20 protein-coding genes, 1 tRNA gene and 1 pseudogene are annotated in these 18,035 nt (G+C 65.8%); 6 read left to right on the forward strand and 16 right to left on the reverse strand.

Annotation, left to right across the window (positions count from 1 at the left end; translation table 11 throughout):
• Positions 1 to 41 precede the first annotated feature (41 nt).
• From DQ353_RS13345 to DQ353_RS21335, 3 genes are all read right to left on the reverse strand, one after another.
• Positions 42 to 1,196, reverse strand: coding sequence for a N(5)-(carboxyethyl)ornithine synthase (locus DQ353_RS13345; protein WP_113763233.1), 1,155 nt, complete (start codon positions 1,194 to 1,196; stop codon positions 42 to 44).
• A gap of 85 nt (positions 1,197 to 1,281) precedes the next feature.
• A complete protein-coding gene (locus tag DQ353_RS13350; protein ID WP_146755249.1) occupies positions 1,282 to 2,142 on the reverse strand; it encodes a hypothetical protein in 861 nt (286 codons plus the stop codon).
• Positions 2,088 to 2,441, reverse strand: a complete 354-nt coding sequence (locus tag DQ353_RS21335; protein WP_146755250.1) for a hypothetical protein — start codon at positions 2,439 to 2,441, stop codon at positions 2,088 to 2,090. Before DQ353_RS21335 ends, DQ353_RS13350 begins: the two co-directional genes overlap by 55 nt.
• A 195-nt stretch (positions 2,442 to 2,636) precedes the next feature.
• On the opposite strand from DQ353_RS21335, the gene DQ353_RS13355 reads away from it, so the two are divergent.
• A complete protein-coding gene (locus DQ353_RS13355; protein WP_113763235.1) occupies positions 2,637 to 3,107 on the forward strand; it encodes a hemerythrin domain-containing protein in 471 nt (156 codons plus the stop codon).
• A gap of 47 nt (positions 3,108 to 3,154) precedes the next feature.
• Positions 3,155 to 4,381 (forward strand): DUF4232 domain-containing protein, encoded by a 1,227-nt coding sequence (locus DQ353_RS13360; RefSeq protein WP_113763236.1) that lies wholly within the window; start codon positions 3,155 to 3,157, stop codon positions 4,379 to 4,381.
• Here the strand turns inward: DQ353_RS13360 and DQ353_RS13365 are convergent.
• Positions 4,355 to 4,427, reverse strand: a tRNA-Ala gene (locus tag DQ353_RS13365). The two genes, DQ353_RS13360 and DQ353_RS13365, sit on opposite strands and share 27 nt — an antisense overlap.
• 78 nt (positions 4,428 to 4,505) lie before the next feature.
• Positions 4,506 to 4,724: a helix-turn-helix domain-containing protein gene (locus tag DQ353_RS13370; protein WP_113763303.1), complete on the reverse strand. Its 219-nt coding sequence runs from the start codon at positions 4,722 to 4,724 to the stop codon at positions 4,506 to 4,508.
• 390 nt (positions 4,725 to 5,114) lie between these two features.
• Here DQ353_RS13370 and DQ353_RS13375 point away from each other — a divergent pair, with 390 nt between their 5' ends.
• Together DQ353_RS13375 and DQ353_RS13380 are read left to right on the forward strand one after the other, a co-directional pair.
• The gene (locus DQ353_RS13375) at positions 5,115 to 5,591 is read left to right on the forward strand and encodes an Lrp/AsnC family transcriptional regulator (RefSeq protein WP_113763237.1); all 477 of its coding nucleotides are present in this window, start codon (positions 5,115 to 5,117) and stop codon (positions 5,589 to 5,591) included.
• A gap of 106 nt (positions 5,592 to 5,697) precedes the next feature.
• Positions 5,698 to 6,093 carry a RidA family protein gene (locus DQ353_RS13380; protein ID WP_113763238.1) on the forward strand — a complete coding sequence of 132 codons (396 nt, stop codon included), beginning with the start codon at positions 5,698 to 5,700 and terminating at the stop codon, positions 6,091 to 6,093.
• A gap of 168 nt (positions 6,094 to 6,261) precedes the next feature.
• Here DQ353_RS13380 and DQ353_RS13385 read toward each other — a convergent pair whose 3' ends face one another.
• From DQ353_RS13385 to DQ353_RS13420, 8 genes and pseudogenes are all read right to left on the reverse strand, one after another.
• Entirely contained in the window at positions 6,262 to 7,398 is a 1,137-nt protein-coding gene (locus tag DQ353_RS13385; protein WP_113763239.1) for an acyl-CoA dehydrogenase family protein, read from the reverse strand.
• Positions 7,399 to 7,451: 53 nt separating this feature from the next.
• A complete protein-coding gene (locus DQ353_RS13390) occupies positions 7,452 to 8,384 on the reverse strand; it encodes a cytochrome b/b6 domain-containing protein (RefSeq protein WP_113763240.1) in 933 nt (310 codons plus the stop codon).
• A gap of 52 nt (positions 8,385 to 8,436) precedes the next feature.
• Positions 8,437 to 9,405, reverse strand: a complete 969-nt coding sequence (locus DQ353_RS13395; RefSeq protein WP_113763241.1) for an electron transfer flavoprotein subunit alpha/FixB family protein — start codon at positions 9,403 to 9,405, stop codon at positions 8,437 to 8,439.
• 15 nt (positions 9,406 to 9,420) lie between these two features.
• Entirely contained in the window at positions 9,421 to 10,185 is a 765-nt protein-coding gene (locus tag DQ353_RS13400; RefSeq protein ID WP_113763242.1) for an electron transfer flavoprotein subunit beta/FixA family protein, read from the reverse strand.
• A gap of 230 nt (positions 10,186 to 10,415) precedes the next feature.
• On the reverse strand, positions 10,416 to 10,946 hold the full coding sequence (idi, locus tag DQ353_RS13405) for an isopentenyl-diphosphate Delta-isomerase (protein WP_113763243.1): 531 nt from the start codon (positions 10,944 to 10,946) through the stop codon (positions 10,416 to 10,418).
• A 171-nt stretch (positions 10,947 to 11,117) separates the two neighbouring features.
• Positions 11,118 to 12,644, reverse strand: coding sequence for an APC family permease (locus DQ353_RS13410; protein WP_113763244.1), 1,527 nt, complete (start codon positions 12,642 to 12,644; stop codon positions 11,118 to 11,120).
• Positions 12,645 to 12,729: 85 nt separating this feature from the next.
• Positions 12,730 to 13,608, reverse strand: a complete 879-nt coding sequence (locus tag DQ353_RS13415) for a universal stress protein (RefSeq protein WP_113763245.1) — start codon at positions 13,606 to 13,608, stop codon at positions 12,730 to 12,732.
• Positions 13,609 to 13,613: 5 nt separating this feature from the next.
• Positions 13,614 to 15,050 (reverse strand): annotated as a pseudogene (locus DQ353_RS13420) (flavin monoamine oxidase family protein); the annotation flags it as partial.
• 98 nt (positions 15,051 to 15,148) lie between these two features.
• Here DQ353_RS13420 and DQ353_RS13425 point away from each other — a divergent pair.
• The gene (locus DQ353_RS13425; protein WP_113763247.1) at positions 15,149 to 15,823 is read left to right on the forward strand and encodes a TetR/AcrR family transcriptional regulator; all 675 of its coding nucleotides are present in this window, start codon (positions 15,149 to 15,151) and stop codon (positions 15,821 to 15,823) included.
• Between the two features lie 38 nt (positions 15,824 to 15,861).
• Positions 15,862 to 16,101 (forward strand): LapA family protein, encoded by a 240-nt coding sequence (locus DQ353_RS13430; protein WP_113763248.1) that lies wholly within the window; start codon positions 15,862 to 15,864, stop codon positions 16,099 to 16,101.
• Between the two features lie 104 nt (positions 16,102 to 16,205).
• Here the strand turns inward: DQ353_RS13430 and DQ353_RS13435 are convergent, their stop codons facing one another.
• The 3 genes from DQ353_RS13435 to DQ353_RS13445 form a co-directional block, all read right to left on the reverse strand.
• On the reverse strand, positions 16,206 to 16,589 hold the full coding sequence (locus tag DQ353_RS13435; protein ID WP_113763249.1) for a hypothetical protein: 384 nt from the start codon (positions 16,587 to 16,589) through the stop codon (positions 16,206 to 16,208).
• A 504-nt stretch (positions 16,590 to 17,093) separates the two neighbouring features.
• Positions 17,094 to 17,594, reverse strand: coding sequence for a DUF456 domain-containing protein (locus DQ353_RS13440; RefSeq protein ID WP_113763250.1), 501 nt, complete (start codon positions 17,592 to 17,594; stop codon positions 17,094 to 17,096).
• Between the two features lie 67 nt (positions 17,595 to 17,661).
• Complete coding sequence (locus tag DQ353_RS13445) at positions 17,662 to 17,850, reverse strand: hypothetical protein (RefSeq protein ID WP_113763251.1); 189 nt, start codon at positions 17,848 to 17,850, stop codon at positions 17,662 to 17,664.
• Positions 17,851 to 18,035: the final 185 nt, after the last annotated feature.

Consider the following 18,035-nt stretch of genomic DNA (forward strand, 5'->3'; position numbering starts at 1 on the left):
GTTCCGTGTCCCGGGGCACGGGACACGGAACCGCACCGGTGTCAGCCGGCGTTGGTGTTGTGCGGGTACTCGGCGGTCCGGTTCTGGAATTCGAGAATCGCCGGGTTCAGGATCACGCCGTCCTGGATCTCGATGGCGCGGGCTATCGTCTCATTTTCCTTCCAGGCGCCCGGCCCGTCCAGCACCACGTCCAGGAAGGGCAGGAGCGCCTCGCTGATTTCCCAGCTGGCGGAGTTCCACAGGTACGAGGGTGAGTGGTCGACAGCGTAGTAGTTGACATTCCGGCCCACGGTGAACATCGGGTTGGCGAAGGTGGTGGGCTTGGCCCATTCGAAGCCCATGCCCTCGTCGCAGGAGACATCGATGATCAGGCTGCCGGGATAGAACGCCGTCAGGTCCTCGGTCTGCAGGTACATCAACGGTGCGTTGGGGTCCTGCAGGGTGCAGTTCACCACGATGTCGCTTTCGGCCAGGAACGGTGCCAGCGGCAAGCGTCCCTCGTCCGTGATGACCTCGCTCAGGTTCGGTCCGCCGTCGTGGTCGAACTGGACCATTTGGACGGCGTGGATGGGTGAAGCGACGGCCGCGACGGAGCGTCCGGTCAGGACACGCACGTCGTGGATTCCGTGGGCGCGCAGGGCGGTGACAGCTCCACGGGCGGTGGCGCCGAACCCGATCACGGTTGCCGAGAGCCTGCGCCCGTAGTCACCCGTGTTGCCGCAAAGTTGCAGGGCGTGGATGACCGATGAGTAGCCCGCCAACTCATTGTTCTTGTGGAACACATGCAGCCCGAAGCTGCCGTCGGTTCCCCAGTGGTTCATGGCTTCGAACGCAATGATGTTGAGTTTCTTGTCAATGGCCAGCTGCGTCAGGGCAGTGTCCTGGACACAGTGCGGCCAGCCCCACAGTGTCTGGCCCTCGTGCATCTGCAGCAGATCCGAGGCCTGGGGCTTGGGCAAGAGAACGATGTCGCTGCCGGCCATGGTTTCTTCGCGAGTGGCAAATTTTCCAACGAATGGCGCGAGGTCTTCATCGTCCATTCCGCAGGCCACCCCGTAACCGGATTCGACCGTGATGCGGTCTCGGAAGCGCTCGTCGATACGTTCAAAGTGAGACGGGTGGATCGGCAAACGTCGCTCGTCCACTTTGTTGGAAGTGGCAATAACACCCAGTGTAAGTTCGTTTGTAAAGTCCATGCGTCTTGTTCTCTTCCTAGGTGGAGCAGGCCAAAATGACCCGCCCCATAGGGCTCACGGTACACCGGGCCGTGATCCGGGGCACTCAGGTTCGACCCGTGTTACCTGCGCTCCGCGGCGGATTCTCCGGGCGTTCGCCCGGTGTATTCTCCACGAGCAAGCCGTTGCGCAGCAGCCATGCGGTGTAGAGTCCGCGGCGCCGGTGAAGGATCCTGCCGGCGACAACCATCAATGGGCTCGTCGCGGCAAGCATGATGGCGCAGGCCGTGGGATAGAGCACGAATTCGGGGCTGGCGGCAATCCCCGCAAGCAGTGCCCCGGTGATGAAAATGGGTGCCGCCATGCTGTAGTACAGGATGCCCGTCCCGCGATTTCTGCCCACTGATTTGTGCATGTTGTGCCCGTACCACTGCCTTAACCGCAGCTTGCCGGGGCGGTCTCTTTTCAGCTTCAGGAAGCCGTGGATGAAGCACGCCAGGGCGACAGGCACCGGCACTACCCGGATTTCGTGGTCGAACCCCAGGGCCAAACTCATCACCAGCAGCGGGGCAAGAAAGTACACAAAGAGCGGAGCGAATAACATCCAGGCCCGGGCCCAGGCATCGGCAGCGGCAGCGGCTTCCAGTTCGAATTCGGTGGGCTCTGTCTCGAAGAGCTGCAGACCGGGCGTGACCTCGCGGACCACCCGCCGGTTGGGTTGCGGCGAGGCCCCGTTCTTGGCCAGGTGCGCGGCGTAGACCTCGTCGCGCACCAGGCGCAGCCTGCGGGCGCGGAGCCGGCCATGGACCGCAATGGCGATGGCCACCCACATCCCCACCAGGATGCTCGCCACCCGGGCGATGTCATGGTCGCCGGCCATGAAGGCGACAACCACGGTGAAGACCGCACCGGTCACGGCGATGCCGATGGCGGCAGCCTTGTCGTCCCGGATCGATTGGTCAGCCACGGTAAGGGCCACCGATGGCCTGGCCGGGGCACGGCCGCCATTTCGGCGACAGCCCCGGAGATCGGCACGAACACGAAGCCCAGGCCGGTCATCACTGTGGCTCCCCACGGATCAATGTCGGTGCGCCAACGCACCCGCATTGCCGCTGCCGCTGCCGGGAAGATCCCCGCGCCGTAAAGCGCAATGTGGGAGATGCGGATGCGGCGCTCGACGAATCCGGGTGCCATGTGCTGGAACTCGTTGGCATCGGGAACCTGGGGATCCTCGATCGTGGGGCCGCACCTGCGGACCAGGGGCATGCAGAAAATCTTTCCCTGCGTGTGGGGACGAGTCGGCGGCCCATGCGGTGCCTGTTCCACCGATACATGCTACATGCGGTTTACCCATCGATTCGTGATTTTGTGCGGGCCACATCTTCTTCCGCCGAGGGATCCCCCTGACGGGAAACGTGCCTATGCTGAAGATCCCATCGTGGATTCGGGCAAGGAGACGTCGTGGAACAGCAGACACTGGGTGCAGCGCTCGAGGCGGCGCACCGCGAAATCGATGGCGGGATCGAGGCTTATCTGGCCGCGGGCGGAACCGTGCAGGACCAGTCCGATACCCTGGTGCGCTCCCTGGCCGGACTTCGCCGCCACATCTACCTGGAGGAAGAGTTCCTTTTTCCGTCCCTGAAAAGGAGCGGTTTGATGGGCCCGATCTTCGCCATGGAACGCGAACACGGCCAGTTGTGGAACACCATGGCCGGCATCGACACTTCGATCGAACGTGGAGATGCCCCCGGCACCCGCACGGCTTGCACCGAGCTGCTCACGCTCCTGGACAAGCACAACGCCATGGAGGAAAAGGTCATTTATGCCCAGGCCGACGGGCTGCTCGATGTTGCGGCGTCCTCGGCATTGGATGATTTCCTTGGTTTCGGGGTCCTGCCATCGGATTGGTCGCCGCGTTCGGCCCTCGGCTGACCCGCCAGTGACGCCGCACCCGAGCCAGCTCGGATAGTCTCGGTGGCATGGGACAACACGGAAAAACAACCATCGGCACCGCATGGATCGTTGCCGGGGCAGGACTCCTTTGGCTGTTCAGCGGCGCTCTGAACGGCTGGATGCTCGCCCACCAGGTTCGCCTGCCCGCCCAATTCATCCGGATGCTTTTTCCCGAGACGATCGCCATGCGAATCTGGCAATCGGCCCAGCCGTGGCCGATCCTGCTAACCCTGTTTTCCGTCCTGGCATTGATGGCCTTTACGCTCCTGCTGCTGCGCGGAGCCGGCATGCGTGCGGGCAAGCAAGCCGGCGATCCACCCATCGGATTCCTTGCCGTGTGGATGTCCATCGTTCTCGCCGGATTCGCCACGGCCACCTTCGCATCCCTCGGCTACGTCATTGCATCCTGGCCGCCGGCGCGGTTGGCGTGGTTGCTGGACGGTGTCCAGCCCGCGTTGCTCGCGGCCGGCTACTGGGGAATCATCTGGGGCTGGTTGCCGGCACTTGCGGGAACCCTCGCCATGAAATCCGCGAAGCAGCTCCCCGTCCCAAAGGCCGGGCGGCGGCAGCCCGATGCCATGCCGTTGCTGGTGGCCGGGCTGCTCGCGGTGATACTTGCCGTCACGATCCCCGCCGCCTACAACTACACCAATGACGCCCAAACCCCGCAGGCTGCTCCCCCGCCGCCCGATGCCCCTTCGCCGAACCCGTACGGCTGGCCAGACCGCTCGGACGCCTTCCAACCAGCCGGGGAAAACTGGTGTTCGGGCGAAGGCGTGTCCATCTTATGGCATGAACCGGAGGGGGCGACGGGACACCGAGGCATGGGCTTCGACCTGACAAATACCGGGACCGGGCCTTGCATCTTGGAGTCCTACCCAGACATCGCCTTCAACAACGCCGAAGGGTGGGCGATCGAGGTATTGGTGGTCCATGGCGGTTCGTTCATGACCGATGACCCCGGGGTCTCGGCCATCACCCTGTCGCCCGGTCAAAGCGCACGGGCCTTCCTTGGCTGGAACGCCATGGCGGCGGCCGGCGACGTGCGCACCGGGACCATGCTGGTGGCACCCTATGCAGGAACGTTGCGCCACAGTTCGCCGGTGGACCTGGACATCGTTGACGGCGGCGCCGTATCGGTCACCGCCTGGGAGCCCGTCCCGGAATCAGCCGGCACAAAAAAAGCACCCGCCCAAACCCATAGGGTTCCGGCGGGTGCCGATGTGTGGAGCATAGCGGAATCGAACCGCTGACCTCTTCGATGCGAACGAAGCGCTCTACCAACTGAGCTAATGCCCCGTGCCATGGCGTCGAGCCCCAACATTTTCAGCCTAAACCCGTGGCGACCCACCTGCAAAATCGAAGGTCGCCGGGTTCCTATTCCTCGTCGCCGTCGGCGGCTGAGGCCTCGATGGATTCGCGCGCCACGGTGTACTGGCGCTGGATATAGGCCTCGAGTTCGCTGCGCTCCACCCGCCAGACCCCGCGACCGCCGATCTTGATGGCCGGCAGGTCGCCGCTGCGTACCAATGACCGCACCTGCGGCAGGTTTACATTCAACTCGTCGGCGACATCTTCTAGACGCAGGAACCTCATGTAATGAAGGCTACCCGTTTCCGGGTTCACCGAGGCGCTCAACATCGCTTCTGTGGATAACGGATGCCGGATTCACCGGTTTCGGGATCGCCGAGGGGCAAAAACAAGAGTGGTCCGCGATGACTCCAAGTTTTGGAATCTTTGCGGACCACTCTTACGTTTCGACCTGAGGCCTTGTGGGCCAACCCGTAGCCCGGCCTGGATCCGGTCCAGCTACAAGGGTCTGCTCCCCGTAGCTTGTGACCTTGGCTGAGCTTCTAACAACCACTAAAGCAACAACCGGGCATACCGTGCAACACAGTTGGGTATCACTGATCATTTTGACTAACATGGAGCGGTAGCTACCGAACAACTTGGTCAGTCTGACCGAACCTAGGCGAAGGAGCCGGAATGACGCCGGAATCGTACCAACTGGATGATACTGACAGGCGCATTCTCTTGGCCCTGGACGAGGATCCCCGCGTTCCCACCATGATGCTGGCACAGCGCCTCGGCTTGGCCCGAGGAACCGTCCAGACCCGCATGGAACGTCTGGCCAGCTCCGGCGCCTTGCGCCCGAACTCGAGCCGCGTGAAGCCCGCCTCGGTCGGACGCGGCGTCTCGGCCGTCGTCAGCGCCGAGCTTGACCAGTCGCACCTGGAGGAAGCCATCGCGGCGTTGAGCCTCATTCCCGAGGTCCTCGAATGCGTCGCTCCGGCCGGGGACACCGACCTGCTGATCCGGGCTGTCGCCACCGATCCGGATGACCTCTACCGGGTCAGCGAGGAAATCCGGCTGTGCCCGGGAATCACCAGGACCTCCACCTCGATGATCCTGCGCGACGTGATCCCCTACCGCACCACCGCACTGCTCGACCACCTGAGCTAACCGGCCGAAACATGCCCGGCAAGGTTCAGGCGACCTTGTCCTTGATGCCCTAGTCTTTTTCCGGGCGGCGTTTTGCCGTCCGCACCACATCTGATTGAGGAGCATCATGGGCACTTCGGGCCTTACGAACATCGACGTCGCAGGAATCACCACCGAGGCAAGCCCGTTCCCGAGCGCCACCCGCGCCGGAGACCTGGTTTTCGTTTCGGGCATGGTCTCCAAGGACGAAAACAAGGTCTTGGTCGGATCCGGCGACATCTACGCGCAAACTGTCCAGACGCTCAAGAACCTGCGCACCGTCCTGGCCGCCTACGACCTCGGGCTCGATGCGGTCGCCACGGCGACGGTCTACATCAACGACGCGGCCATGGCCGGGGAATACAACCGTGCCTGGGTCGACACCTTCGGCACCCACCGCCCGTCGCGCGCCACCATCGTTGCGCCGCTGCTCGCCCCCGAGCTGCTGGTCGAGGTCCAGGCCACTGCCTGGGCGGGCAACTAGCCCTCTCGCAGGACATTGGCTTGCAGGGACGCGAAGGACCGATCCCAACTATTGATTGGAGCCGGTCCTTCGTGTCCTCGTAGTGCCAGGGGAAACCCTATCCCCGAGGGCATAGGCTCCACGACCCCAGCCACGGTGGCCGGGCTCGGCCCATCCCGCGCGGCGAGCCTACTTCTCCACGGCCAGGCGCCCGATGACCAGCCGCATGATTTCGTTGCTGCCCTCAAGGATCTGGTGCACGCGCAGGTCGCGGACGATCTTCTCGATTCCGTATTCGGACAGGTAGCCATAGCCGCCGTGTAGTTGCAGGGCCGTGTTTGCGGCGTTGAACCCGGCGTCCGTGGCCACCAGCTTGGCCATCGCGCAGAGCCTGACCGTATCCGCGGTGCCGCGTTCCAAGGCGTCTGCGGCGCGCCAGATCATGGTCCGGGCGATTTCGAGTTCGGTTTCCATGTCGGCGATGGCAAAGAGCAGCGCCTGCTGCCCGATCAGTGGCTTGCCGAAGGCCTCGCGTTCCTTCAGGTAGGCCACGGATTTGTCCAGCGCGGACTGTCCGCCGCCAACCGAGCACGCACCGATGTTCACCCGGCCGCCATTGAGTCCCTTCATGGCGATCCCGAAACCCGTCCCCTCCTCGCCGAGGCGGTTGCCCACGGGGATCCTGACGTTTTCCATGACCACCTGGCGGGTGGGCTGGGCGTTCCAGCCCATCTTTGCCTCCAGCGCCCCGAAGGACAGGCCCTCGGTGCCGTCCGGGACGAGGAAGGCCGTGATCCCGGCGCTGCCGGTGTCGGCGGTCCGTGCCATCACCAGGTACACACCCGAGGTCCCGGCGCCGGAAATGAATTGCTTGGTCCCGTTGAGCACGTAGGAATCCCCGTCGAGCACCGCCCGGGTGCTCAGTGCCGCGGCATCCGAGCCGACGCCGGGTTCGGTCAGGCAGTAGCTGCCAAGCATTTCCATGGTGCACAACTGCGGAACCCAGGCCGCGCGCTGCTCGTCGTTGCCGAAGCGGTCGATCATCCACGCGACCATGTTGTGGATGGAGATGTAGGCGGCGATCGTCGGGTCGGCCTTGGACAGCTCCTCGAAGATCAGCGCGGCGTCCAGCCGGCTCATGCCCGATCCCCCGAAGTCCTCGCGGACATAGATCCCGCCCATGCCCAGCTCCCCGGCCTGTGCCAGCACATCGACGGGGAAGTGGTGGTCCCGGTCCCAGGCTGCTGCATATGGTGCGATGTTCTCGGCGGCGAAGTCGGCCACCATCTCGACAATGGCCTTTTGGTCTTCGGTGAGTTCGAACATTCTCGGCTCCTGGGTCGTCGGTGGCGGGCGGATGGACGGAAGGTGTTTTTTGGCTACTTGCCGACCTTGCCGGTCAGCGAGGCCAGCGGGCGCAGGAAGACGGGTTGGGCCAGGAACCAGACGCCCACAATCACCACGATGGACACCGCGAAGATGATGAGCCCGGCGAACCCTGCCGAGTCGTTGGCCGCGTACATGTGGTTCAGGTTGCGCAGCACCCCGGTGGCCAGCACCAGGGCCACGTGCACCACGGTGAAGGCAACGAAGTAGATCATGACCGGGAAGTGCAGGGCACGGGCCAGTTCCATCGGGTAGGCCTTGTTCAGGGCGGCGGCCTTCTTGGGCCAGGCGCCGGACATGCGCAGGCCGGTGGCGATCGCCAGCGGTGCGGCGATGAAGACGGTGACGAAGTAGGCGAGCACCTGCAGGGCGTTGTAGTTGACCCAGCCGGTTTCGGTCGGCCAGTGAAGGGACAGGTACTGCAGGCCGGCGGAGAGCGCGTTGGGGAAGATGTCCCAGCTGGTGGGCACGATCCGGACCCACTGTCCGGAAATAAAGAGCACGATGATGAAGATGATGCCGTTGAGCACCCACAGGGCATCGAGGGTCAGGTGGAACCAGAGGTCCAGGCTGATCTTCGTCGGGGCGCCCTTGGTGCGGATCGGGCCCTTGTTGTTGCGCACCCAGTGGGCGGCGGGCCGGGTATTGGTGCGCACCTGCCAGCCGGTGCGCACGATCAGCACCAGGAAGAACACGTTCAGGAAGTGCTGCCAGCCCAGCCAGGCCGGGAAACCGACCGGGGCGCCGGCGGGCAGCGCCGAGTGCCCGGTGTAGGTTTCCAACCACGTCTTGACCGACTCGAGGCCGACCAGCCAGCGGGCCACGACGACGGCGATGACCAGCAGGACGACCAGGGACCCGGCGATGATGCCGGCTCGTGCCCAGGTATTGGTGGCCTGCTTTTTGGGGGTGGACCGGGCCGTCATCTGTGGTGCCTCGCGTTCGTGGTTTGGATCGTCTTCGGGGGTGGACCGGGTGCTAGGTCCGGGACTTGAGCAGCTCAATCACCTGCGGAACCAGCGTAAAGACATCTCCGACGATCCCCAAGTCGGCGATGTCAAAGATCGGGGCGTCCTCGTCCTTGTTGATCGCCACGATGGTCTTGGCCGTCTGCATCCCGGCGCGGTGCTGGATGGCCCCGGAGATGCCCAGGGCCACATAGAGCTGCGGGGAGACCGACACGCCGGTCTGCCCGACCTGCGCGGTCTGGGTGATGTAGCCGGCGTCGACCGCTGCCCGGGAGGCACCCACTGCACCGCCAAGTGCGTCGGCGAGCTGCTCGACCAGCACGAAATTCTCCGCCGAGCCCAGGCCGCGTCCGCCGGAGACCACGGTGGCTGCCCCGCGCAGCTCGGGCCGGGCGGACTCTTCCGGGGCATCGGCAAAGGAGGTCACGGTTGCGCTGCGGGTGGCGGGCGGCGCCAGGGCCACCGCGTTGAGCGTTCCGGCGGCCGGGGCTGCAGACTCGTCGATGGCACCCGGGCGCAGCGTGATGATGGGCAGGGCGCCGGAGACCCGGGCGCGGACGGTGTAGCCGCCGCCGAAAACCGAGTGCTCCGTGACGATGCCGGCGTCCGTGGTCGCGGCGTCAACGACGTCGGCCAGCAGGCCGCCGCCGGTGCGCACGGCCAGGCGTGCGGCAGCCTCGCGCCCGTCGACCGAGGCAGCCACGAGCACCGCGGCCGGTTCGTGGGCCGCCACGGCGTCGGCAAGGGCGTCGACCAGCGGGGTGATGAGTGTGCCGTTGGCCCCGGGGACCTGGACCGCGTGGATCGTGGCGGCACCAAGGTCGGCCAGCTGCGCCGCGGCGGCTGGGTCCAAGACGGTTTCGGAGGCGGTGACGGCCACGGGGGTGCCCAGCCGGGCGGCGACGGCCAGCAGGCCGCGGGCCGATGCGGCCAGGTGTCCGGTGTGGGTCAGTTCAACCAGTGCCAGGATGTTTGCCATGGAAAGTTCCTTATGCTAGATCAGGCGCCGGGAGGCGAGGAAGTCGACGAGTTCGGCGGCAGCGTTCCCGTCGTCGGTGATCTTGGCCCCTGCGGTGCGGGCGGGGCGCTTGGAGACTTCAAGCACGGTGCTGGCCGCCCTGGTCTCCCCGCCGAGTTCCGTGGCGGACAGGGTTTCCACGGGCTTGCGCTTGGCGCCCAGGATGCCCTTGAAGTTGGGGAAGCGTGCTTCGGGGAAGCGTTCGGTCACGGTGATGATGGCGGGGTAGGTCGCGACGACCTCCTGGGTGCCGGATTCGTTCTGCCGACGGCCGCTGACCGAGCCGCTGCCGATCTCCGCTGAAACCAGGGAGCCGAGCATGGGCAGGGAAAGGTGTTCTGCGACCATGGCCGGGAGCATGCCGGCGCGCCCGTCGGTGGACTCGTTGCCGGCGATGACCAGGTCCGCACCGGTCTCGCGCAGCGCGGCGGCCAGCATCCTGGCGGTGAGCACCAGGTCGGCCCCGGCCAGGAGGTCGTCCAGCACGTGGATCCCGGAATCAGCGCCCATCGACAGTGCCTTGCGGATGGACTTGGCCGTGTCGGCCGGCCCCATGGACACGACCACCACCTCGGTGGACTTGTCCTGGTCCTTGACCGCCAGGGCCAGTTCCAGGGCGCGCTCGGTGATCTCGTCGATCACCGGGTCGCTTGCCCCGCGGTCCACCCGTCCGCTGCCCGGATCCAGGATCCGCTCCTCGGCGGTGTCCGGAACCTGCTTGATCAAAACCGCGATCTTCATCCGTGTTCCCTTCCCGGGCGTCGTGTCGTTCACTCATTCGCGACTCTACTGGGAAGGACCAAAATTTACTAGGTCTTCCTAGTAAATTTGCCGCAACGTCGCCCACCGCTTTTCTCCTGGATTCAACCCCCGGCCTGCGCCGGCGGTGTTTCACCAAGGTGCCCTAGAAAGGCAAAGACCTTCCCCCGCGCCAGGGCGGGGGAAGGTTGGAGGGCGGTGCCGGGCACCGATCAGGGGCGGGGGCTATCCAGCGATCCCTGGCCGATCTGTTCCAGCAGCCATGGGGAGAAGGCGAAGGGCGCGGCCAGCGCGGCGGTCTTCAGCGCCAGGGGATCGACCCACGCGTATTCGGCGACCTCGTCCGGGTTGGGCGCCAGCTCGGAAGCGACAAGCGCGGAGAAGACCGGGCAGACCTCGTTCTCCACGATTCCGGAGGCGTCCACTGCGCGGTAGGCGAAGTCCGGAAGCAGCGGGGCGATCGAGGAGATGGTGGTGCCCAGTTCCTGCTCGGCGCGCCGGGCGATGGCATCGGGAAAGGACTCTCCCTCGCCCGGGTGCCCGCAGAACGAGTTGGTCCACACCCCGGCCCAGGTCTTCTTGGACAGGGCGCGCCGGGTCATCAGGATCCGGCCCTGGCCATCGTAGAGGTAGCAGGAGAAGGCCAGGTGCAAGGGCGTGTGTGCGGTGTGCACGAGCGCCTTGGATGCCGTTCCGATGCGGGTGCCGTCGTTGGCCAACAACACCACAAGTTCCTCGCTCATGACTCTCTTTCTTCGAAGGTGGTTGGGCAATGCCCCCATGCCCCCATCATCCCATGCCCGCCCGGTCCCGGTTCGTGCTCGCGTTTCGGCCTTAACCAGGAGGCTGCCGGTTTGGCGGGGATCAAGTCACCGCCAAACCGGCAGCCGCTAGGGGTCTTGCCGGGCCAACGCCTACAGCATGCGCTTGAGCGTCTCGCCCTTGAAGAACCCTGGCCGGCGGATGCGCATGTAGAACATCACGCCCACACCCAGGACCAGCACGCCCATGCCCAGGATGAACACCATGCCCAGCCCGGCGATGTTGGAACCCGACCCGTAGTCCGGGTCCATGGAATCGCGTGCTGTGCTGGCGAACATCACCAGCAGGATCACCCCGCCCACCAACGGGGCCAGGAACTTGAAGAAGAAGCCGCGCACGGTGTCGAACGCCTCGCGGCGGAAGTACCAGACGCAGGCCAGTGCGGTGACTCCGTAGTAGAAGCAGATCATCAGGCCCAGCGCCGTGATGGTGTCCCACAGGGCGTTTTCGCTCAGCAACCGGGTGACCACATAGAACACCGCGGCCGCCGAACCGGCGGTGATGGTGGCCGTGGAGGGGGACATGAAGCGCGGGGAGACCTTGCCGAAGCGCTCGGGCAGCGCCTTGTAGTAGCCCATGGCCAGGATGGTGCGGGCCGGGGACACCAGGGTGGACTGCAGCGAGGCCGCCGAGGAGGACAGGATCGCCAGGGACATCAGGATCGCGAACGGGCCCATGATCGGCCCGGCCAGCACCGCGAAGATCGATTCCTGGTTCTCCGGGTTGCCGGCGCCCAGGCCCGTCTCCCCGATGCCCGCGTAGGAGATCACGGCCAGCGAGATGACCATGTAGATGCCCATGATGATCAGGATCGTCAGCGTGGCGGCTCGGCCCGGGACCTTGGCCGGGTTGGTGGTTTCCTCGTTCATGGTCAGGGTGACGTCCCAGCCCCAGAAGATGAAGATCGACAGCGAGACGCCGGCGGCGAAGGCCCCGAAGGACTGCACGGCCATGGGGTTGAACCAGTCCAGCGAGATCGGCGTCGGGTCGAAGGCGGTGCCGTTGTTCACGTGGCTGAACGCGGCCACGGCGAACCAGGTGAGCACCACGAGCTGGAAGGCGACCAGCGCGTATTGGAACGCCTTGGTGGTTTGCATGCCGCGGTAGGAGATCCAGCAGGCGGCGGCGATGAACACCAGCGTCGTGGGGATGTTGACCCACAGGTTGCGCGTCAGCTCGGCGATGGCGTCGTTGCCGGTGAGCTGGGCGATCAGCAGGTAGAAGAAGTCCACCGCGACCGCGGCCAGGTTGGAGAGCACGATGATGGTGGCGGCGATCAAGCCCCAGCCGCCCATCCAGCCGATCCAGGGGCCGAAGGCGCGGGTGGCCCAGGTGAACGAGGTGCCGGAGTCCGGCATCGCCGCGTTCAGTTCGCGGTAGCCCAGGGCCACCAGCAGCATCGGCAGGAACCCGGCCAGGAAGATCGCCGGCAGCTGGGTGCCGACCTCGGCGACCGTAGGGCCCAGGGCAGCGGTCAGGGTGTAGGCGGGGGCAATGCAGGAGATGCCGATGACCACGGCGCCAAGCACGCCGACGGTGCCCTTGGACAGGCCTTTGTCGCCCAGGCCTGATTCGGCAGCCGCTGTGGCGCGGGATTCGGTCGCTGTGTCACGACTCATGGTTGTATTCCTTCATCCAGGCGGTGCCGCGCCTCCTTCCCTGGCGGGCAGGGGGAAACGCGGCACCGTCATGCGGTGATTGGTGCTAGGAGCGGGCGGGTTCGGACTTGTGGCTCTTGGGAACCACAATCATCGGGACCGGCAGGGTCCGCAGCATGCGTTGGGCAGTGGTGCCCAGGAAGAGCCGGCGCTTGCGCGCCAGGCGGCTCGAGCCGACGACGGCGACCTCGCCGTCCTCCCAGTCGAGTTCGGCGATGGCATCGTCGATGCCGGCGCCGGAGGCCACGATGATCTCCGCGGTGACGCCCAGATCCTGAACGACCGCGGCGGCGGTGGCCCGGGCGCGTTCGATGGAGTCTTCCGCTTCCGGAGACCCGGCCGTGGCACGGTCCTGGGCCACCAGGGACACCACGCGCAGCGCCAGTTTCTGGTTGCTTGCGGCGGTTGCGGCCGCCTGCACGACGGCGCGGGCACCGGGTCGGGTGCCGACGAACGCGGTGATCCGGCTGAGCTTGCCCCCGGCCCGTTCCAGGGACGCGACGGCGCCTGGGGTGCTCATGGCCACCGGGAACGGCGATGCGTGCAGCAGCGAGCTGGCCACCGAGCCCGGGACAAAGAACCCTGCCACGTGGCGCTTGCGCCCGCCGAGCACGATGACCTGGGCACCGGTTTCCTTGGCCATGGCGATCAATCCGGCTGCCGGGGAGGCGACCGCGCGGGCGATGACCCGGGCGGTGGGGCCGGCCGGAACCAGCTTGAGCGCTTCCTTGGCCCAGGCGTCGACCTGGTCCGCCAGGATGGAGGAGTAGCCGTGGTCGCTGCCCGGGTAGGTGGCCGAGAACGGGGTGTCCTCGGGCAGGACAATGGCGATGTCCAGGTGGGCCGTGGGCCCGCCCAACGCCGCGGCGAGCGCGATGGCCTCCGCGCCGCGGGCGTCGGCTGTGTATCCGATCAAGTAGCGCATGGAACCTAGGCGTCCAGCGAGGTCAGGGTGCCGAACTTGGAGATGACCCCGTCGTACCCCAGGTCGTCGTCGGTGCCGTCCACGGCGGCGACGATGCGGGCGGCGGTGCGCCGTCCCATGCGCACGGCGCCGTCCACGTGCTGGTAGCCCTCGCCGGCCAGGTCCGAGGAGGAGAAGTAGATCGGGCCGACGTTCTTGTTTTGGTCGGGCCCGAAGCGGAACAGCCCACCCAGGTCGTAGCTGGTGGCGTAGGCGCCGCGGGTCCATTCCTCGGAACCGAAGTCGGAGAGGTAGAAGACCTTCGCATCCAGGGCCTTGGGGCCCAGGTACGTGGCCATGTCCTTGAGGATGGTTTCCTTGCGCTCGGCCTCGGAAAGCTCAAACATCGCGTCGGCCTGCAAATCGGAGATGAAGCCGACCAGGGTGCCGGTGGTTTCCCCGTGGTAGGTGTTGTCGTAGATTTCCTGCACGATCGAGGACGGGCCGAAGCAGGTGCCCGAGAGGCCCTCTTCGCGCCAGAACGGGGTCTCGTAGACGGCGTGGACCTTGATGACCAGGCCCATGGACTGGTGCTGGTGGGTCACGTGCTGGCGGCGCGGCAGCGGCGGGTTGTAGGAGATCCGCGAGTACAGGTTCGGCGGAACGGCAACGATGACCTTCTTGGCGTTGACGGTGACGTCCGTGCCGTGGGCGGTCACGCCCTCGTCGGACCAGTCGAGCTTGAGCACCGGGTTGTTCAGGTATACGTCCTCGCCCAGTCGCTGCGCCACGGCGATCGAGACGCCCTGCATGGTGCCGACCATGCGTCGGTCCAGGATGAAGTCCTCGTCCACGAGGTTGGAGAACGAGCCGGCGGAGGAGGACATCAAGAGGGCCTGCAGCGCGGAGAAGGTGTGGGCGGGCTTGGTGAGCATGCCGCCGGCGATGAACAGGCCGACGTTGTTGCAGGCCAGCTCGTCGTCGGAGAGGGTGCGCAGCCAGTGGTGGAAGGAGACCATGTCCAGTTCGGCTGCCTGCGGGTGCTCCCACGGGGCGTCCGGGTCGACCTGGGCGGTGAGGCGGTCCATCTCGGCGATGAGCTTGTTCATTTCGGCGACCGTGGATTCGGCCACCGGGAAGTCCTCGCCGGTGTAGACGGTGCGGGTGCCGTCGGCCGCCATGTAGACCGAGGCGCCTTCCTTGTAGCGCTCGAAGGTCTCGATGCCCAGTTCCTCGATCAGCGAGTACAGGCCGGTCTGGTCCGGGGAGATCCACTGGCCGCCGATCTCGATGGTGGCCCCGTCCATGTCCTGGCTCCAGGTGCGGCCGCCGACGCGGTCGCGGGCCTCGAGCACAGCGACGGTCTTTCCCGCCTTGCGCAGCTCGTAGGCGGCGGTCAGGCCCGAGGGGCCGGCTCCGATGATGACGACGTCGCGATCCAGGGTTGTCATGGTGTCCACTTCTTCCGATGTTCTAAATGAATGACGTTCATTTACTAGACTGGTTCCATGTTAGGCCATGTTGTGCAGTATTGTGAAGTGGGCCACGTCAGGAGCGGAACTTGAACCACGAACCAGCATCTTCCACGGCCGCGCCGCGCCGCCGCGCCGGGCGCCCGAGGTCGGTGGTGCTGGACCGGGAGCTCATTGCCCGGGCGGCGCTGAAGCTCGTGGCGGCGGGCGGATACTCCACCCTGACCATGTCGGCACTGGCCAAATCCCTGTCGGTCTCGCCCTCGGCGCTGTACAACCACGTGGAGTCCAAGCAGGAGATCATGCAGTGGATCCAGGAAATCGTGATGGACGGGGTCGACTCGACGGTGTTCGAGACCCTGCCGCTGGATGAGGCACTGATGGCCTGGGCGGTGACCTACCGCGACATCTTCGCGGGGCACGCACCGCTGATTCCGCTGATCGCGGTGCTGCCGGTCTCGGGGTCCCCGCGCACGCTGGAGATGTATGAGAAGGTTGCGGCCGGGTTCACCCGCGCCGGTTGGAAGCAGGAAGACATCATCCCTGCCATCGTGGCCCTCGAGTCGTTCATCTTCGGCTCGGCCCTCGATGCCACCGCCCCGCTGGACATCTTCGACCCGGGCGAGAACACGGGAAACATCCCGAACTTCGAGGGCGCGCTGGAGGCGCAGCGGGCCACGGGCCGGCACAGCGCCGACGCCGCGTTCCACGCCGGGCTGCGCGCCATCGTCAACGGCCTGCTGGCAACATCCCGGACCACATAGCCGCCCGTCAAACAGCGAATCCGCGATAGGCTGGCAGCATGAGCGAATCCCCGGAAACCGGAACGAACCCCGTAGTCCGGTTCCTCTCGCGGATGACCGCCAAGAACTGGATAGCGATCGTCGGCGCCGTCGCGGTGCTGGTATTCATCCTGCAGAACCGCCAACGGGTCCGCATCGAGCTGCTGTTCCTGGACCTGAACGCACCGCTGTGGATTTCGCTGGGCGCGGTGCTGCTCATTGGCTGGATCATCGGTCGCTTCTCGTTCCGCAAGCGCTAGGCAGGCCTCTCCCCCGAATCCTGCGCGGGCGCAAAAAGCCCCGTCGGCCGACACCTTTTGACGGTGCGTCGCGACGAGGCGGCAAGCGGGAGGGCGGGTCCCCCCTAGAAGGTGGTGCCCATCATGCCCACAAGCGATTCGTGATCGCCGTAGTTGAAAATGACCCAGCCCAGTGCGCCGATGAAGGCGGTCGAGGCAACGGCCCAGATGCCGGTGACCTTGGCCATGAACCGGATTTCTTGGCGGCTGACCGGAAGCCGGTCCGCCGAGTAGTCGCCGGCGACCTTGGTGAAACGCTCGGCGGGGGTGGTCGCGGCCATCGCATTGAGGCTCACCAGGAAGTTCGAGGCAGTATCGGTGCTGCCGTCGACAAGGCGGGCGCGGGTCAGGTTGTTCTTGCGGTCCTGGGTCATCTCCACGATGCTCGACCCGTGACGTGCCAGCAAGATGTCTTCACCCAGTGGCATTGTCTTTTGCAGCAACCGCATTCCCTACCCCTTTTCAGCTCGCGGGGAAATCAGCACCCGCCCAAGATTCGTTCGTTATACCGTCGAGATTACGTGTGTTTTCACGCCCGGATGCGCTATTGTGCACTTTCGGTTGGCAAGCTCACAGGGGGTTGTGGCCTGGGCCGCGCATTTACCGTGGCGGGCGGCACAATGCTCCGGACCGGCCTCGATCCCGGGCGGTGCCGCTGCCCCGCATCAGGCGGCACCGTGATCGCCACCAGGCGGCGACCCGCGCTACGTGCAGGCAGAGGACCTGCCGTCCGCCTACCGCGCGGACTTCCGGGACGAAAACGGCGCAAGCGACGCATGGCGGTTGACCGGCGCCGACGACGTCCACGAGGTGCTGCGGTGGGCGCAGGCGCATCCCGCGGGCAGGGCGGCTTCCATTTGTGCTGGATTTGCCTACGTGGAGCGCGGCGAAAGAACGGTGGCACCGATCCGCCCGGGCGGGCCCGCCCACGCGACGAGCCCGGCAGGCCGGGATCAGCGCGTGGTGAAGTGCACGATCACACCGATCATCCACACCGACGAGGCCATGGCCGCGCAGCCGAATTCGACCAGGACACCGATCCCCATGGCCTTGAGCGCGGAGCCCGAGGCACGCAACGCGGCGGGAAGATCCTTGCGCCGCCCGTATTCCCCCAGCACCAGCCCCAGCGCGAAGCCGATGAAGAGCCCCAGCACGGGAATGACGAACATGCCCACCACAGCCAGCCCGATGGCAAGGGCAATGGAGCCGCGCGGGATCTTTTGCTGCTTCAGGTTCCGGCCGGTCAGCACCGTCGAGGCGCTCCAGCCGGCGAGCGCCAGTCCCATGCCGATCCCTGCGCACCACCAGGCGGCGGGGCTGCCCATGATCCAGCCCCAGGCCAGCAGCGTGCCGATGGCCAACAGGCTCCCGGGGAGCACCGGAACGATGGTTCCCACGACGGCGACCGCCAGGAGCAACCCGGCAACAACGGTGCTGATGATTTGGATATCCACAGGTGCAAGTCTGGCACCCGGCGGGCCCGGCGCGGAGGGGCGCGCCGACCCCGCGCGGGAAAGGGGCTCAGTCGTCGACGATGGCCCAGCTGCCCGCGGGCTTGAATTCGCTGTCGTAGATGTCTTCGCCGGCGCCCGGATCCATGGGGTAGTTCTTGAGGTTCCCGGCCCAGTAGCGCAGCGCACGGGAGATCTCCGCCTCGGGGTCCAGCTTCATCGCCTCGGTGCCCATGTCGACTTCGAAAATGAATCTCATCTGTCCGCTCCCCTTGGATCGGTGCGATGCCCGTTTGGCGGCACCACTGCCTGTGTTTTCCCATCCTAGGCGCCACCTCGGCGAATGCACCACGACAAATCGCGGGGATGAAAGGTGGCGGCAAGGGAAACCAGCAACGAAAGATTGTTGAACAATCTTCGTTCATAGTGCATCCTTAAGGGAAC

The sequence above is a fragment of the Arthrobacter sp. AQ5-05 genome (genome assembly GCF_003287975.1).
Taxonomy (GTDB): Bacteria; Actinomycetota; Actinomycetes; order Actinomycetales; family Micrococcaceae; genus Paeniglutamicibacter.

What these genes read in the sequence shown, in the direction of transcription:
- DQ353_RS13370 (WP_113763303.1), bottom strand. Translation starts at nt 4,724, where the DNA reads ATGAGGTTCCTGCGTCTAGAAGATGTCGCCGACGAGTTGAATGTAAAC.
- DQ353_RS13415 (WP_113763245.1), bottom strand. Translation starts at nt 13,608, where the DNA reads ATGCGCTACTTGATCGGATACACAGCCGACGCCCGCGGCGCGGAGGCC.
- DQ353_RS13445 (WP_113763251.1), bottom strand. Translation starts at nt 17,850, where the DNA reads ATGAGATTCATTTTCGAAGTCGACATGGGCACCGAGGCGATGAAGCTG.
- DQ353_RS13430 (WP_113763248.1), top strand. Translation starts at nt 15,862, where the DNA reads ATGAGCGAATCCCCGGAAACCGGAACGAACCCCGTAGTCCGGTTCCTC.
- DQ353_RS13345 (WP_113763233.1), bottom strand. Translation starts at nt 1,196, where the DNA reads ATGGACTTTACAAACGAACTTACACTGGGTGTTATTGCCACTTCCAAC.
- DQ353_RS13435 (WP_113763249.1), bottom strand. Translation starts at nt 16,589, where the DNA reads ATGCGGTTGCTGCAAAAGACAATGCCACTGGGTGAAGACATCTTGCTG.
- DQ353_RS13380 (WP_113763238.1), top strand. Translation starts at nt 5,698, where the DNA reads ATGGGCACTTCGGGCCTTACGAACATCGACGTCGCAGGAATCACCACC.
- DQ353_RS13395 (WP_113763241.1), bottom strand. Translation starts at nt 9,405, where the DNA reads ATGGCAAACATCCTGGCACTGGTTGAACTGACCCACACCGGACACCTG.
- DQ353_RS21335 (WP_146755250.1), bottom strand. Translation starts at nt 2,441, where the DNA reads ATGCCCCTGGTCCGCAGGTGCGGCCCCACGATCGAGGATCCCCAGGTT.
- DQ353_RS13390 (WP_113763240.1), bottom strand. Translation starts at nt 8,384, where the DNA reads ATGACGGCCCGGTCCACCCCCAAAAAGCAGGCCACCAATACCTGGGCA.
- idi (WP_113763243.1), bottom strand. Translation starts at nt 10,946, where the DNA reads ATGAGCGAGGAACTTGTGGTGTTGTTGGCCAACGACGGCACCCGCATC.
- DQ353_RS13400 (WP_113763242.1), bottom strand. Translation starts at nt 10,185, where the DNA reads ATGAAGATCGCGGTTTTGATCAAGCAGGTTCCGGACACCGCCGAGGAG.
- DQ353_RS13385 (WP_113763239.1), bottom strand. Translation starts at nt 7,398, where the DNA reads ATGTTCGAACTCACCGAAGACCAAAAGGCCATTGTCGAGATGGTGGCC.
- DQ353_RS13375 (WP_113763237.1), top strand. Translation starts at nt 5,115, where the DNA reads ATGACGCCGGAATCGTACCAACTGGATGATACTGACAGGCGCATTCTC.
- DQ353_RS13360 (WP_113763236.1), top strand. Translation starts at nt 3,155, where the DNA reads ATGGGACAACACGGAAAAACAACCATCGGCACCGCATGGATCGTTGCC.
- DQ353_RS13410 (WP_113763244.1), bottom strand. Translation starts at nt 12,644, where the DNA reads ATGAGTCGTGACACAGCGACCGAATCCCGCGCCACAGCGGCTGCCGAA.